The following is a 14,557-nucleotide window of genomic DNA, read 5'->3' as shown; positions in this document are numbered from 1 at the left end:
ACGGCCACATTGATAATAGCGCTTTGGCGTTCGTGTCTGTGAATTAAGCTCCCCCATCTCCCCATCTCCCCATCTCCCCATCTCCCCATCTCCCCATCTCCCCATCTCCCCATCTCCCCATCTCCCCATCTCCCCCAATTTTTGCCGATCGCCCATTTAAACTAAGTAGCAAAATTGTTAATTGTCTAAAATACAAAGGAAATGACTCACTTGGGGAAGGATAAGTTTCATGGCTTTAGCTGGCGATCGCTTGACAAATTTTCCTGACTCTGAACGTACCGGACAACCTGACGGTATTAGCTGGCAGTGGCAGCAGAGTGCCGAAGGCTTGCCCTATCTGACTTGCAGCTTGCTCGATCGATGGTCTCACGGCTTTTTTACTCGCGATTTCTCGCCGCGCGGCCCGATCGATCTCACGGAAGTTTTAGCACCAGGATCTCCCGTTTACCGTCTCCAACAGGTACACGGCAATGTCGTACTCAAAACCGATCTATTGCCCCCAGTTGTGGCTCTAGACCCGGAAACAGCTACCCCCACCTATGCCCAGGCCGATGGCTTGGTAGCATCGCGAGATTTTGAGGCGCTGTGGGTTTGCTCGGCTGACTGCGTACCGGCGCTAATTGCTGATAGCGGCACGGGACTCGCGGCCGCCGTTCACGCTGGTTGGCGCGGGACTGCTGCTAAGATATTACCAGAGGCGATCGCTCAACTTGTGGCACAAGGCAGTCAATTAGAAAATCTGAAGATTGCTCTCGGGCCGGCGATCGGTGGAGAGGTTTACCAGGTATCTGTGGAAGTGGCAGCCCAATTGGGAGCCACGATTACTCCTCAGAATGCAGTTGGTGCAACAGCCGACGGCATTCTGGAATTTTTACACCAACTACCCGAATCACCTGTGTTGACCGATCCAGAACCGGGAAAGGTACGGTTGGATGTTCGCCTCTGCAATGCTCTGCAATTGCAGCAGTTGGGAATTAATTCTTCTCAAGTGGCGATCGCTCCTTTCTGTACTTATTCTGACTCGGCTCGCTTTTTTTCCTACCGCCGCGATCGACTAAAAAAAATCCAGTGGTCGGGAATTGTCAGCACATCTAACACAAGTTCCTGCTAAAAGCATTCGGCACAAGGTAAAATTTAAGATTGCCGGCTTAAAAAATCACAATCTAAATAACAATCTTTGGATTGACAAATTTTTATTTCGGAATGCCGAATGCCTTCTACCTTCTAGCCTCGTTTCGTTGCAGCCCTCTCAGGTCTCAAGACGCTGAGTTTTCCGCATACCAAAAAGTTTTGTCAGGAACTCAGGGAGTCAACGCCACGCTCGCTTGTAAGAAATTGCTTTTGGGCTCTGTCATCTGCAATTAAACAGTTTTAAAGTCACGCTTTACAGTGTTGCAGGTCTAACAAGCCTTTATAACCAGGTCTGCACGAACATTACCCCGTAAGGGAGGCTCCAAAAGAGCAAACATTATGCGTACAGGGTTGTAAAATTTGAGATGGTAATTGTCCCATCGAAAGTACATTACAAAAGTACACCAAGTCGAGCAACTCCAAGGCGGTAATGGATAAAGAAAGATTTAAGGCGATTGAAATCGCCGAGCCGTTTCCCTCTCAGGACTAAAGTCGCTGAGTTTCCCACTTACCGAGTGTTTTTATGAGTGAGCAAACTCCCTATCAACTGCTTGAAGTCGATGAAGATGCTTCCTTTGATGAAGTGCAAGAGGCCCGCACCCGTCTAGCCGAGCAGCACAGCGGCGACAAGAAACGTTTGGAATCGATCGAAGTTGCTTACGACGCGATCCTCATGGATCGCCTCCGCCAGCGACAGGAAGGGAAAATAAAAGTACCCGAACGCATCCGCTTTCCCGAACGAGTGGCTCCCCCACCCGCCAGCTTTACTCCATCTGCTCCGTCCGGCAGCCCAGCTTGGTTGCAGCGCCTGATCGATACTCCTAGTCGAGCCGATATTTTGTGGCCGGCTGGAGTTTATGTGGGATTGGGCGGACTGAGTATTTATCCAGCGGCTAACGATTCTTTACTACAGTTGACTCTGGCTCTTGGGGTCGGCTCTTGTCTTTATTTTCTTAATCGCAAGGAACAAAAATTTGGTCGGGCTGTGCTGCTGACTGTGGCTGGCTTGGTTATAGGCTTGGTGCTGGGAGGTCTTATGGGCCCTTTGCTCAGTACGGCATTTATCACAACAGAGAAATTTATCGCTTTGTTTACGTTTTTAATTCTTTGGCTGGTCAGCAGTTTTCTGCGATAGTCGGTTGTCAGTTGACAGTTGACAATTGGCAGTTGACAGTTGGCAGTTGTTAATTATTGTTATTGGTTAATTGTTATTGGTTGGTTCGTAGCTCTTAGGTGTTAGTAGTTAGTTGATTGTTACCAATTACCAATTACCAATTACCAATTACCAATTACCAATTACCAATTACCAATTACCAATTACCAATTACTAATTAACAATAACTAATGACTATTGACTGTTGACTAATGATTGATAACTGTTGACAACTGACAACTGACTAATAACTATCCTAAAATAATCTCAACAGCTTCGCTCAAATTGTTAGCAATTAAATCCGGTTGGTGCATTTCTAGTTGGGTGCGATCGCGAATGCCGCACAAAACACCAATTACCTTGACACCGTGAGTTTTTGCTGCTATAATATCCGCCTCCGTATCCCCCACCATCCAAAGCTCAGAAGCAGGCGGCAGTTCAGCGAGAGCTTTTGCCATCAGCAGGGGCTTATCTTTGACATCCCCGGTTTTGACGTAATCGTTGGGGAGGCAATAGCGACGGTTTTCTGGGAAAAAATGCCCTAAATTGCAGCGGTTGAAAGCCTCGTCTAGTTCCCTGACGCGACGCATAGTCATCACCGCCAAGTCTATTCCAGCGCGCTGCACCTTTTCCAGGGTTTCCACGGCTCCAGGGGCTGGTTTATCGTAAATCAGGAACGGCAGCGTGTGGACAGTTTGACGCCGTTTCTGGGCAAATTCGAGGGCTTGGGCTGCGTCTAATCCTGAGAGAATGCCGATTTCGGTTTCGGGAACCCGCGCCCGCTTCATGTCCCAAAACTCGGCTTTTGGGAGTTCGTGCACTGTTTGGCCCTCACGCTGAGTCTCGGCCAGACACTGCTGGTAAACTCCGTAATAGCGATCGGACACGTCCATAATCGGGCCGTCAAAGTCGGTGATAAGTCTCAGCATTGAGCAGAGTATTTTGAAAATTTTATACAAATTGTTAGAGATTATATCACTTTAATGTCACAGATCCTTTACAAAACTTGACACAAATACCCAGGGGAGGTAGTGTCTATAGGAATGGTGCTAATTAAAGGCAATAGTTTAATTCAACTGTGCCAATCATCAACTGTAGCGGTTGTAACAAATATTATCAGGGAGCATCTCAGTTTTGATTTTGTAGTGCTGTCCCCGCTCGCTTGCTGTTAAAACAAAGCGAGCTCTTAAGCTCTCACTACAACAAAAAAAAGCTTTTTGCCAAAATGAGATGCTCCCTATTATCAGGGAATCTACAATTTAAAATTTGCTGTACAAATACGGCCAACCGCTAGGTATTGTTAATAAATCCAAACCTCAATAGAGGCTGATTTTGACTGCGCTTGCTCACAAAAAAGTTGGTCTAAGTAATAATTTTAAATAAAAAAAAGCTTGGAGAATCCCAAATTTATTGTGTCGATAAATTAGCCAGCGAGAATAGTTGCTGGCATCCAGCAGAATCAAAATTTCTATGAGAAATAGCAAGCACCAAAACAACAACTAATTTTATCTGCTAACCCTAGAGTCTGATGGTTTATAATAACGAGATGCTTCCCAAATTAAGTTTACAGATTAGCTCCCAAAACATTAACAATCTGCTTGACAAATTGTTATCCTTGCGTCGCATTGAATACCTTGCAGTCGATCGGGAACTGAAGATTCAAGAAACATCCTTGAACGTACAAGATTTTGCCCAAATTCCTGATGAATTGGAACAAGGCAAAGATGTGCGCGATAGTTTTCCCGAACTGATCGGAATTGAAGAACTGCTAGACGATATTCTAGAACAACGACAGCCAAGTTTCCAATTAAAATCTGTTACCAGAGTTTTAAATGATGGCTCTTATTTTTATCTAGATTTGTATATTTTTGGTCAGAAAGAGCAGCTCAATCCTGAGAGATTAATTATTTTCTGCGAAGATGTAACAGACACTGCTGCTCTTCAGCAAAGTATGGTTCAAGCAGCCAACGAAAACAGTATTAAAGTCGATTACTTGGCTAACGCTCGCGACTATATTGATAAAATTCTTAACTCCATAAATGATATTTTATTGGTGACAACGCAAGCGGGAGAAATCAAAAAGGTCAATCAATCCACCCAACTATTGTTTGGATATACCGAATCACAATTAATCGGTCAACCAATCTCGATGATTACGGCGGACGAGGAATTATTGCGTCAAGTCAGTCAGCTACCTCTTGAACTAAAAAATGAATCTTGGCATCAAGTAAAAGTAGCTTGTACAACTAAAAAAGGTTCAAAGCTGACAGTTGCATTTTCCTGCTCTACTATTGAGACAAGTATAGAAAGCAAGCACTCAGACAACAAAACTATACAAGATTTTGTCTATGTGGGCAGAGATATCACCGAGCAACAACGGACAAAAAAGCGTCAAGCAGCACAATATGCAGTAGCTCGCATCATGTCAGAATCTGGTTCTTTAGAGAGCGCCACTCCGAAAATTATGCAAGCTATTTGTGAAAGTTTGGGGTGGGATATCGGTGAACTTTGGACGCCTGTGGATGAAAAACATACTAAGTTTGATGCCGAAGATACGCACGATCGAATACCATTTTTGTTTGCTGCACCAGATAGTAACGTTGAAGATATTCTCCCTTTTTTGCTTCGAGTGGGAGTTTGGCGGCGGGGAAGTGAAGTTGGGGAGTTTGTGGAAAATTGCCAGCAGATTACCCTAGAGCCTGGTACGGGTTTACCGGGAATAGTGTGGAACACCGGTTATCCGCAATGGATTACGGATCTTCTTAAGGATGGCAATTTTATGCGATCGCACTTAGCTGCTAAAGCAGGATTGCGATCGGCCTTCGGTTTCCCAATTCGTGCTAGCGGTCAAGTTGTAGGGGTAATGACTTTTTTCTGCCGGGAAAAACAGCCGTCGGATGAAGACTTACTGCAAATGATGGCGGCAATAGGTTCCCAATTAGGACAGTTTGTCAAGCGCAAATATGCGGAGCAAGAATTGCAAGAAGCTGAAGCTTCCATCCGGTTTTTGTACGAGCAAGAAAAACAGCAAAGTGAAAAATTGGCTCAGCAAAATGTAGCATTAGAACAGGCTAAATTAGAATTAGAATCTGCTAATCAGGCATTGCACAGACTCGCATCTGTGGACGGCTTGACTCAGATTGCTAACCGTCGCTGTTTTGACAAAACATTGCAATCAGAATGGCAGCGGATGACTAGAGAGAAACAGCCAGTGTCTTTAATTTTGATCGATTTAGATTTTTTTAAGCTTTACAACGATCGCTACGGGCATCAAGGAGGCGATGAATGTCTCAAAAAAGTTGCTGAAATTTTAGACAGAAACGCTCACCGGGGAGGTGATTTAGCGGCTCGCTACGGTGGGGAAGAATTTGCAGTAATTTTGTCCGGGACTGATGCTAAGGGAGCAATGCGGGTAGCTGAATCAATTCGCAGCGATTTGAATGCTATGGCAATTCCCCACGAAGCTTCAAAGGTAAGTGAGTCTGTGACGGCGAGTATGGGCGCAGCTAGTGCTGTGCCCGCTGCTGAACAATCTTTGGAGTGGTTGATTGGGGAGGCCGATCGCGCGCTGTATCGAGCTAAACTAGAAGGGCGCGATCGGATTGTTTGCGTAGATTCTCAAATACGATGCCAGGGCGAGAAAGGAGTTTTTTCTGATGATTGTGAGAGAAGCTAAAATCGCTGATGCACCTGCAATTGCACAGGTTAATCTCGACACTTGGCGGACAGCTTACCGAAACATCATACCGGCAGATTACCTCGCCAAGCTGTCCTATGAAAAACGAGAAAACAATTGGCAAGAAATCCTGTCAAACGTCAAAAATACTGGCGATTATGTCTGCGTTGCTGAAAATAACTCGGGACAAGTTGTAGGTTTTGCTGCCGGCGGTTGCGAGCGCACGGGCAAATATGTTTATCGAGGAGAATTATTTGCCATCTATATTTTGGAGGAATATCAGCGTCAAGGAATTGGGCGACAACTCGTGCGATCGGTTGCCACAAAATTGGCAGAATTAAGTTTGAACTCGATGCTGGCTTGGGTACTGGGAGACAATTCTGCTTGCAGGTTTTATGAATTTTTAGGAGGCAAAAAAGTGGAGGAACAACAGACAAGTAGAGCTGGAGTTTTAGTCAAAGAAATTGCTTACGGGTGGACGGATATTGCACTGCTGCTCGACAAGGCTGCATGAACTCAAAAGTGGAAGTTTTATCAATCATCGATCAAGCTTCCCCGCTTCATTTGTTCCCGTTCAATTGCCTCAAACAAAGCTCTAAAATTACCCGCCCCAAAACCTCCAGCTTGCACCAGTTTGTCATTAACTAAAGTAACTCGACGCTCAATAATCTCGAAAAAGAAAGTCGGTTCGGCAAAAATTGGCTGGGTAAAGATTTGCAGCAGCATCGCAGCGGGAGTATCTTCTTGCCAATCTGCCAAAACTTCGGAAGCTGCAATTGCTTGCCAATCTGCGGGCAAATAGTTTTGCCGCCGCCGCAATTGCGAGTAATATGTTGGAGGAACTGGCAAAAAAGGCAAACCGCGCGATCGCAAATCGGCAACAACCTGCACAATGCGATCCGTTTGCAAAGCCATGTGCTGAATTCCCGGCCCTCGATTTGCACTCAAAAACTCTTGAATTTGAGAATTAGATGATGCCGGTTCATTAATCGGGAATTGCACCCCACCTTCAGCGTGTACCATAACTTGGCTTCGCAAAGCAGACTTCTCAGTCTGAATATCAAAATTTTGCTGCGGCTCAAAACCTAATATTTTTTGATACCAACTAACCGCACTTGACAAATCGCCAGATTCAACATTTAACACTACATGATCGATCAGAGTCAACAGTGGCGGCCCAGAAGAAGCACGCAGCAGTGAATTCTCGCCAATTCGCTCAACAAGCGTGTGGCTTAAATCTCCCCAGCCAGAGATTTGTGCGAGTTTAAAACCGCCTCCTGCCTTTAGATCTTCTTGAATCGGTTTCAGGATTTTAGCACCTGCCACCTGCGCTCTAGCGATCGCTAATTCGATATTTTTAACCCGAAAGCCCACATCGGCAATCCCCGGAGGATGAAACTCCAACCAAGTAGCAGCGGGACTAGCGGGTGTCAGAGGCGAAGATAAAACAAAACATATATTGCCGCTGCTGACAACCTCAGTGCGAGTGTCGCTGTTGGCATAACCTGCTATTGATTGAAAGCCTAAGTGGCTGACAAACCAGTCGCGGGATACTCGAGCATTTTCAACGTAAAACTGAATGCGGTCAAACTCCATAATCAATAATTGAAAATGGAACGTGAAAAGTTGAAAATCGGCTGATTTTCACGGTTAAATGGCAAGGGAGAGACTGAGAAATGGAGATTTTTCATTGTTTTTTTGTCTAATCGCTTAATAATAACCCAAAAATTGAATATCTTAGCTCCCTCTGAAGGCAGAAATACATCGGCACTTAAAAGAAAGACGGTGTTTGGGATGACTTTGACAGTTGACAGTTGACAGTTGACAGTTGACAGTACGAGCGATCGCTTGCGATATTGTAGGGTGCGTCAGCGATTAGTCTAATTTTCAGGTGGGGAACCAGAAGTGACTGACGCACCCTACTACTTCATTCAGTTGACAGTTGACAGTTGACAGTTGACCTGGGACAGCCAGAGGGCAACCTCTACATGAAAGTCTGAAGATTGGAGTAATGAATCCTCTAATTTTAATTTTTACGCCAAACCCAGAGGCTTTCAACCAATTATTTCTGGTAAATCGTCTGTGGGATACTAGAAGGAATCAGCCATGAGATTTACTCCACAGATAAATCTCGAAGATTGAACTTTTTTCTAAAATCTGGGAAGTATCGAGTTGGGTAAATCAGTGCTATGAAAGCACCATACAAACTCATTTTTTGCGTGTGGAACACCAAACAAATTACTAAAAGAACAAATGACTTTCTGGCTGAATATTAATTTCTAGTGGCACAGCTTGCGGGTCAGAAGCAAGAGCAAACATAATTGCATTGGCAGCGGTTTCGGTACTCAGCATTTTTGACCTATCTACCTTCAAACTCACATTATCCCAAAACGGAGAATCCACCCCACCAAAATAGAATAGCGTAAACTTAATGCCGTAGCGTCGCAGCTCATCTGCCATGCACTTGCTAAAACCAACTACCCCAAACTTTGAAGCACAATAGGCCGTTCCCATCGCCATCGAATGCTTGCCCAAAATCCCGATGACATTGCAGATGTGACCGGATTTGCGGTCTTTCATCACATTTGCGGCTGCTTGAGATGTGTAAAAACTGCCTTTCAAGTTCAAGTCAAGCATCGCATCTAAATCAGCGGGTTCTAACTTGTTCCACTGCTTGAGAATTCCCGCACCGGCAGCGTTTACGAGGGCATCAATTTGCCCGAAATGCCCCGCAGCTTTCTGCATCAGCGTCTCGACTTGCGACAAATCGGTGATATCTGTCGGTACACACAGTACCTCTGTTGTCGAAATTTCGCTGGCTAAAGCGTCTAATTTGGTGCTGTCTCTGGCGGCGAGCACTAGCGTCGCACCCGCGTCGGCGAGTTTTCGGGCTACTGCTGAACCGATGCCGCCAGTCGCACCCACCACAACTACAACTTTGTCCTGCATATCCCTTTACATTTCTTTACGTCCAGATTGTATGATAACTCAAGTTATGGGAATTGGGCGAAGCGAAGCGGAGGGATGGGGAATGGGGCATGGGGCATGGGGCATGGGGAATTGGGAATTGGGAATTGGGAATTGGGAATGGGGAATTGGGAATGGGGAATTGGGAATTGGCAATTGGGAATTGGCAATTGGCAATTGGCAATTGGCAATTGGGCATGGAAAACAAATAACCAATAACCAATAACCAATAACCAATAACCAATAATTAATTTAGGGAAACTTGCCAACCTTTTTCGGTTTTTTTTAATTCGAGAGAAGTGCAGGATTGTAAAAATTTAGGAAACTTTCTACCGAGATTAAACTCTTTAATTATTTGGGTGATTTGTTTGCCGTATTGTTTGTGAAATTCGCTGCCAACATTTGAGAGAAATACAGAATTGTGAGGAGAGTTGTCGGTTAAGTCGCCAACTATTTTGACCAGAGCTTTTTCCAAATCTTCTAAGGAATTGATATCTGTCAAACTTGCTGATGCTGCTTGGTTGTGATTGAGATTTTCTTTGTTGAGTATTGGGGGTGGGGGCGATAATTTAACTTCAAAAAGAGTGACATAAGTTTGAGATGCTTCTGAGGGTTTGTGGAGAACGAAATCTGTGGGATATTTGAGAAATATATCCCTAGTTTTAGTACCTAAGGAATGATTGGCAACAACTTGATTGAGGACTAAGCCGTAATTTTCCCGATACAAAGCTGAAAGTGTAGAAATTTTTATCCACTGAGATGAGGTACGTTGTTGCTCTTTTTTAATTAATTCTTTTAGCTGAATAACTAATTGTTCTACAGGTGTAATTTCCGGTACTGTTACGAGGGAATAGGTTTCCATTTGTCCGGTTTTGCTGTTTAAAATTATGATTTTATCTATTTGCTTGCGGACTTGAAAGACGGTTAGTCCGTGGGCTTGCAGTGTGTTGCTGAGGTGGGTGAGGGCGCGATCGGACGAACAGACAAAAATCTCCTTGGCTGTGGGATAATGTACGAAAATTGAGGCGCCTACTGTTGCCATTTTCAAGTCGGCGCTGTCTTTGCCGGGGGGAACGTGAATCAGTTGATAGCCGCGCTGGTGAAATTCGGCATCTTTTTTGCCCATGCTGCGCCAGTTGGCAAAGGCTACTTTGATTTGGATGGGATAGTGAGAAATTCCTTCGAGGAATTTTTCGGTTTCGATGTTGAGTTGCAAGTTTTCGACATCTAGCAGCAAGATAGCAATGCCGACAGGAAGCGAATTTGTTTGGTGGGCGGTGGGAGTTGGAGGTTTTGCTGAAACTGAGTTTTGTGATTGGGCTGGTGGTGTTTGGGGTACGGCTAGCTGCTGAATTTTGGCAAATAATTTGCTGAATTGAGGTGAATTGATGAATTCGGGAACCAGCAGAATTTGGAGATATTTTTTTGCCGTCAGCAGCAGCAAATCTGTATCGCTGGCTACTTTAAAATTTTTTGTTAATTTTCCAATCAAAACTGACTGAAAAGCAGGTTTGGCCCAGGGGGTTTTCCTGTATTTTTCAGCTATCCATTCGGGATGCTTTTCCTGGATGGATATTAGTGTTTGAGCGATATAACGACTGATGGCGCTGACTGCGACTGATTCTTGAGTCGCCAGCAAGGGAGTTCGATCGGGCATGGCCCTCTACAATGCGGGATGGTGTCTCAATCTATCATAGTGTTAGTTTCTCGCTAGGAGCCGGACGATCGCCCGCCAAATTAAACCGGCGATAATTAAACCCAAGCCTGTCAACCAAATTTGCCTCTCCACCCAGAAAGCTAGAAACAGACATGAAGCCAAGCCCACCCAAGCCAACCATTGCGGGTAAAGCCTTTCGGCGGGGGACAGTTGTAGCGCGGCTGCGTTGGTGATAGCGTAGTAGATCAAAACGCTAAAGGCACTGAACGACCAAGTGGTTTTGACATCGCCGATGAGGATTAAAAGTGCGATCGTAATTTCGACAACCACGACAGCCACATAGGGAGTTGTCCCCGCAGGATTGAGACGCGCCAGGACTCTCGGCATATCCAACCGTCGCCCCATCGCCAGCCACACGCGCGACAAGCCTAAAATTAAGTTCAACAAGACTCCTAGCATGGCAGTAATGGCGCCGACGGCTAGCAGTTGGGAAACTCCGGGAATTGGAAAACTGCGGGCGATGACTTCCAAGGGTGCAGCAGTGGTTGCTGCTTGCAGGGACAATTTATCGGCTCCCCCCGCACCTGCAACAACTACCGCTACCGCCACGTAAAGCACCATTGTCAGCACTAAACTGAAAATTATGGCTTTGGGAATGGTTTTGCTCGGTTCCCGCACTTCCTCGCCCATGGTGGCGATGCGACCGTAACCGGTGTAGGCGACAAACATCAGGGCCGTGGCGTGGAGGATGGAGCCGATCGCGCTATCGTTCTGTAGCGTCGGCATTTCCCACCTGACCTCTGGCAAACCCGCAGCAATAAAGACAGTCAGAGATAAAAGTGTAACTGAGACTATGGCAGTATTCGCGATATTCGATCGCCTGATGCCGGTCAAGACAATTAAAGTTAGGGCGGCCAGGGCAATTAATGCCGTTAGGATGAGATAAGTGCGATCGGCTACACCAAGTGCACTTAAAAAATACCCCGCAAAACCCAAAGCAGCAGTAGCAGCCGAAGCCGTTTTAGCTACAAGAAACATCCAGCCGGCAGTAAAACCCAGCCAAGGATTGAGATATTTGTAACCATATTCATAAGTACCGCCGCTAACAGGATGATTCGCCGCCAACTGAGCGCTGTTAAGACCATTGCAAACAGCAACTAAAGCAGCAACAGTCACAGCCCAAATCACTCCCGGCCCCGCAATTTCCGTAGCTATCCCGATACTCACAAATACTCCCGTGCCCACAATCGAGCCGAGGCCCATGAGAGTTGCACCGAAAACACCTAATTCTCGCTTTAACAGAGAGGGAGACATAATTACACTAGGGTTAGTTTAATACAAATATGTGCCTGGAGACACCATCATGCTTATTGTTCAGGACTTTCCTGCGGGGTTCGGAAACCGAGTTTCTTTCTGGATAGCTCGTTACCAAACTTAATAGTTATCTGTAAGCCTTGCGAACAATTTGGGTGGCTGCAAAACTTTTAAACGTCCTAATTCTTGGTATAAAATAGCTCATCATTCCAGCATTGTCGTGGTGATTTTACTTGGGAATCATGTAGGAAATCACCGTTGATCGCTTGTGGTGAACAAGATATTTTGTACTTAGCGTTTAGGATATGTAAAGATGTCCGACATCATAGTAACGGTTAACAGAATCATAATTTATGAAACTGACGGATTTTTTTGAACGGACTTACGTGGTGAATTTGCCAGAGCGCCAGGATCGCCGCCGTGACATTACCAAGGAACTTGCCAATGTGGGGATTTCCTTGGCAACTAATAGTGTTGAGATTTTCCCAGCGAGTCGTCCAGAGACGGCGGGTGAATTCCCTAGTATCGGAGCGTGGGGCTGCTTCCTGAGCCACTTGAGCATTTTGAAACACGCCAGACAGCAAAACTTGTCCAACGTTTTGGTCATGGAAGATGATTTAGCAATTTCTCCAACCCTAATCGCTCAGCAATCGGCGTTAATCGAACAACTGCAAGGGCAGGATTGGGGGATGGTCTACTTGGGGCATTATTTGACGGATAGTAATTTACCCAAGGTAGATCCGAATGGGCGATCGTCCGAAGCAGCAGTGCTGTTAAAACCATACACTCGGGCGATTCAAACCACCCATTTCTATGGTGTAAACGGACAAATTCTCGATCGGCTGATAGCTTTTCTAGAACAAGTGCAACAGCGTCCCAGCGGACATCCCGATGGCGGGCCCATGCACGTAGACGGCGCCTATTCGACCTTCCGTGCCCAAAACCCAGATATCACGACGCTGATTGCAGAACCAAATTTAGGCTGGCAACGCAGTTCTCGCAGCGACATCAATGCGAGTGCCTGGTATGACTACGTACCCTTAGTCCGCGATGTGGCAAATGCCGCCCGTGGCGCTAAGGTTTGGTTGTCCAACAAGTAAATGGAGGTTTGAAAATCTAATTAAATTGCTCGACCAAGCTGGCCATTGGTTACTGTTGTCTTGGAGTAGCGAGGAGAAGTGAGAGCTTCAATAACATCAATTGTAGCTATTTACAGCTAGTTGAATATCCGCACAAGTACCGAGAAACCTGTTGTTTTTCGGGAGTGCTTCCAGAATAGGGGTATACTGCATCTCACTTTTGCAAAAAGTATTTTTTCTTTTAGTGTGAGTTCGCAAATGCTTGCCAGATAATAAAAGCAAGCGAAAAATTGCGAACTCGCACTATAAAATGCAAAACGGAAGCATCTCAGTTTTGCATTTATTATAGTGCTGTCCCCGCTCGCGTATTTTACACTACGCGAGCGGGGACAGCACTATAATAAAAAATGCTTTTTACAAAAATGAGATGCTCCCATCCAAAACAGAGATGCTCCAATTTAAGTATCAACCGAAGCGACCTTGAATGTAATCCCTCGTACTAGAATTACTGGCAGAAGTGAAAATCCGGCTTGTCGGCCCAAATTCCACCAAGCGGCCGATGCGACTTTCATCAGTATTAAAGAAAGCCGTATAATCAGAAACCCGAGCCGCCTGCTGCATATTGTGCGTTACAATCACCACAGTTAACTGTTCCCGCAGAGTTTGAAACAACTCCTCAATCTTCATAGTAGAAATCGGATCGAGAGCAGAACAAGGCTCATCCATCAGTAAAATTTTCGGTTTAACAGCCAAAGCGCGAGCAATACAAAGTCGCTGTTGCTGTCCGCCCGAAATTCCCTGAGCCGACTTCTTCAAATTATCTTTCACCTCATCCCAAAGCGCCGCACTTTTCAGGGCAGATTCCACAATTTCGTCTAACTCTGCTTTGCTTTTTCGACCAAAAATGCGGACTCCGTAAGCAATGTTATCGTAAATGCTCAGCGGAAAAGGATTCGGTCTTTGAAACACCATGCCAATTTGGCGGCGCAAACTATTAATATTTACCTTAGGACTGTAAATATCCTGTCCAAAAAACTCAACCCTGCCTTTGATTTGAACTTTTCCCTCCAATTCGCCGATGCGGTTGAGAGCTTTCAGAAAAGTTGATTTGCCACAACCTGAAGGGCCGATAATCGCCGTCACTTGCGGGTGAGGGATATTCATCGATAGATTTTCGAGAACTTTGTGAGTGCCGTAGTAAAAGCTCAAGTCCTGAACCCGCAATGCTGGCATAGCATTGGGGTCGATTTCAGGAGTCGTATCTTCGAGGAATTGGTCGCTATATTTTTCAGCTTTTAAGTTACTTTTGGATTTCATTATTTGGAGTTTTTCTAGTGTGAGCAGTAGATTTTTAGTAGATGCAGAATATGGCCTGATGGCTTTATTTAGTTAGGTGTTCTATCTATGCACTTGTTTCGTAAATCACGGATATATTGATACATAAACCGCAGATTTAAGGCAGATAAACAGAGATAAACGCAGATATTTTGAAGAGAGGAAAGAGAATGAATGCAATCTTGTCTAACATTAATCCGTTAAATACATTACATCCCATACGGTTGCCGAACTTCCTTCTCAAG

Annotated in this window: 13 protein-coding genes; 6 read left to right on the top strand and 7 right to left on the bottom strand. The window is 45.3% G+C overall.

From position 1 onward, the window contains the following. Positions 1-43: 43 nt before the first annotated feature. Positions 44-172: a hypothetical protein gene (locus tag JGK16_RS23200; RefSeq protein WP_293203426.1), complete on the bottom strand. Its 129-nt coding sequence runs from the start codon at positions 170-172 to the stop codon at positions 44-46. 57 nt (positions 173-229) lie between these two features. Between JGK16_RS23200 and pgeF the strand changes: the two genes are divergently transcribed. Continuing rightward, on the top strand, positions 230-1,111 hold the full coding sequence (gene pgeF, locus JGK16_RS23195) for a peptidoglycan editing factor PgeF (protein ID WP_293184835.1): 882 nt from the start codon (positions 230-232) through the stop codon (positions 1,109-1,111). A 543-nt stretch (positions 1,112-1,654) separates the two neighbouring features. After that, positions 1,655-2,266 (top strand): CPP1-like family protein, encoded by a 612-nt coding sequence (locus JGK16_RS23190; RefSeq protein WP_293184837.1) that lies wholly within the window; start codon positions 1,655-1,657, stop codon positions 2,264-2,266. 269 nt (positions 2,267-2,535) lie between these two features. Here JGK16_RS23190 and JGK16_RS23185 read toward each other — a convergent pair whose 3' ends face one another. Further along, positions 2,536-3,213, bottom strand: a complete 678-nt coding sequence (locus JGK16_RS23185) for an HAD family hydrolase (protein WP_293184838.1) — start codon at positions 3,211-3,213, stop codon at positions 2,536-2,538. A 617-nt stretch (positions 3,214-3,830) separates the two neighbouring features. On the opposite strand from JGK16_RS23185, the gene JGK16_RS23180 reads away from it, so the two are divergent. Then, entirely contained in the window at positions 3,831-5,960 is a 2,130-nt protein-coding gene (locus JGK16_RS23180) for a diguanylate cyclase (protein ID WP_293198015.1), read from the top strand. After that, a complete protein-coding gene (locus tag JGK16_RS23175) occupies positions 5,941-6,474 on the top strand; it encodes a GNAT family N-acetyltransferase (protein WP_293192724.1) in 534 nt (177 codons plus the stop codon). The genes JGK16_RS23180 and JGK16_RS23175 overlap by 20 nt, the downstream gene beginning before the upstream one ends. 20 nt (positions 6,475-6,494) lie before the next feature. Here the strand turns inward: JGK16_RS23175 and hppD are convergent, their stop codons facing one another. After that, positions 6,495-7,556 carry a 4-hydroxyphenylpyruvate dioxygenase gene (gene hppD, locus JGK16_RS23170; protein ID WP_293192726.1) on the bottom strand — a complete coding sequence of 354 codons (1,062 nt, stop codon included), beginning with the start codon at positions 7,554-7,556 and terminating at the stop codon, positions 6,495-6,497. Between the two features lie 645 nt (positions 7,557-8,201). Then, positions 8,202-8,909, bottom strand: a complete 708-nt coding sequence (locus tag JGK16_RS23165) for an SDR family oxidoreductase (RefSeq protein ID WP_293184845.1) — start codon at positions 8,907-8,909, stop codon at positions 8,202-8,204. 31 nt (positions 8,910-8,940) lie between these two features. Here JGK16_RS23165 and JGK16_RS23160 point away from each other — a divergent pair, with 31 nt between their 5' ends. Further along, a complete protein-coding gene (locus JGK16_RS23160; protein ID WP_293192728.1) occupies positions 8,941-9,153 on the top strand; it encodes a hypothetical protein in 213 nt (70 codons plus the stop codon). 21 nt (positions 9,154-9,174) lie between these two features. Here JGK16_RS23160 and JGK16_RS23155 read toward each other — a convergent pair whose 3' ends face one another. Both JGK16_RS23155 and JGK16_RS23150 read right to left on the bottom strand, forming a co-directional pair. Next, positions 9,175-10,584, bottom strand: coding sequence for an NYN domain-containing protein (locus JGK16_RS23155; protein ID WP_293184847.1), 1,410 nt, complete (start codon positions 10,582-10,584; stop codon positions 9,175-9,177). Between the two features lie 42 nt (positions 10,585-10,626). Further along, the gene (locus JGK16_RS23150) at positions 10,627-11,898 is read right to left on the bottom strand and encodes an APC family permease (RefSeq protein ID WP_293192730.1); all 1,272 of its coding nucleotides are present in this window, start codon (positions 11,896-11,898) and stop codon (positions 10,627-10,629) included. Positions 11,899-12,251: 353 nt separating this feature from the next. Here JGK16_RS23150 and JGK16_RS23145 point away from each other — a divergent pair, with 353 nt between their 5' ends. Beyond that, entirely contained in the window at positions 12,252-12,998 is a 747-nt protein-coding gene (locus JGK16_RS23145; RefSeq protein ID WP_293186060.1) for a glycosyltransferase family 25 protein, read from the top strand. Positions 12,999-13,442: 444 nt separating this feature from the next. Here JGK16_RS23145 and pstB read toward each other — a convergent pair whose 3' ends face one another. Then, on the bottom strand, positions 13,443-14,294 hold the full coding sequence (pstB, locus tag JGK16_RS23140; protein WP_293186062.1) for a phosphate ABC transporter ATP-binding protein PstB: 852 nt from the start codon (positions 14,292-14,294) through the stop codon (positions 13,443-13,445). Between the last annotated feature and the right edge of the window lie 263 nt (positions 14,295-14,557).

This window comes from Microcoleus sp. PH2017_09_SFU_O_A (assembly GCF_020738625.1).
Taxonomy (GTDB): domain Bacteria; phylum Cyanobacteriota; class Cyanobacteriia; order Cyanobacteriales; family Microcoleaceae; genus Microcoleus.
Note: the sequence above shows the minus strand (reverse complement) of the source record. Positions and strands in the feature narration are given on the sequence as shown.

Bases quoted from the DNA above. Each gene is read 5' to 3' on its own strand.
- JGK16_RS23155 (WP_293184847.1), bottom strand. From the start codon at position 10,584: ATGCCCGATCGAACTCCCTTGCTGGCGACTCAAGAATCAGTCGCAGTC.
- JGK16_RS23160 (WP_293192728.1), top strand. From the start codon at position 8,941: ATGATAACTCAAGTTATGGGAATTGGGCGAAGCGAAGCGGAGGGATGG.
- JGK16_RS23185 (WP_293184838.1), bottom strand. From the start codon at position 3,213: ATGCTGAGACTTATCACCGACTTTGACGGCCCGATTATGGACGTGTCC.
- JGK16_RS23190 (WP_293184837.1), top strand. From the start codon at position 1,655: ATGAGTGAGCAAACTCCCTATCAACTGCTTGAAGTCGATGAAGATGCT.
- JGK16_RS23175 (WP_293192724.1), top strand. From the start codon at position 5,941: ATGATTGTGAGAGAAGCTAAAATCGCTGATGCACCTGCAATTGCACAG.
- pstB (WP_293186062.1), bottom strand. From the start codon at position 14,294: ATGAAATCCAAAAGTAACTTAAAAGCTGAAAAATATAGCGACCAATTC.
- JGK16_RS23145 (WP_293186060.1), top strand. From the start codon at position 12,252: ATGAAACTGACGGATTTTTTTGAACGGACTTACGTGGTGAATTTGCCA.
- pgeF (WP_293184835.1), top strand. From the start codon at position 230: ATGGCTTTAGCTGGCGATCGCTTGACAAATTTTCCTGACTCTGAACGT.
- JGK16_RS23165 (WP_293184845.1), bottom strand. From the start codon at position 8,909: ATGCAGGACAAAGTTGTAGTTGTGGTGGGTGCGACTGGCGGCATCGGT.
- JGK16_RS23150 (WP_293192730.1), bottom strand. From the start codon at position 11,898: ATGTCTCCCTCTCTGTTAAAGCGAGAATTAGGTGTTTTCGGTGCAACT.
- JGK16_RS23180 (WP_293198015.1), top strand. From the start codon at position 3,831: ATGCTTCCCAAATTAAGTTTACAGATTAGCTCCCAAAACATTAACAAT.
- hppD (WP_293192726.1), bottom strand. From the start codon at position 7,556: ATGGAGTTTGACCGCATTCAGTTTTACGTTGAAAATGCTCGAGTATCC.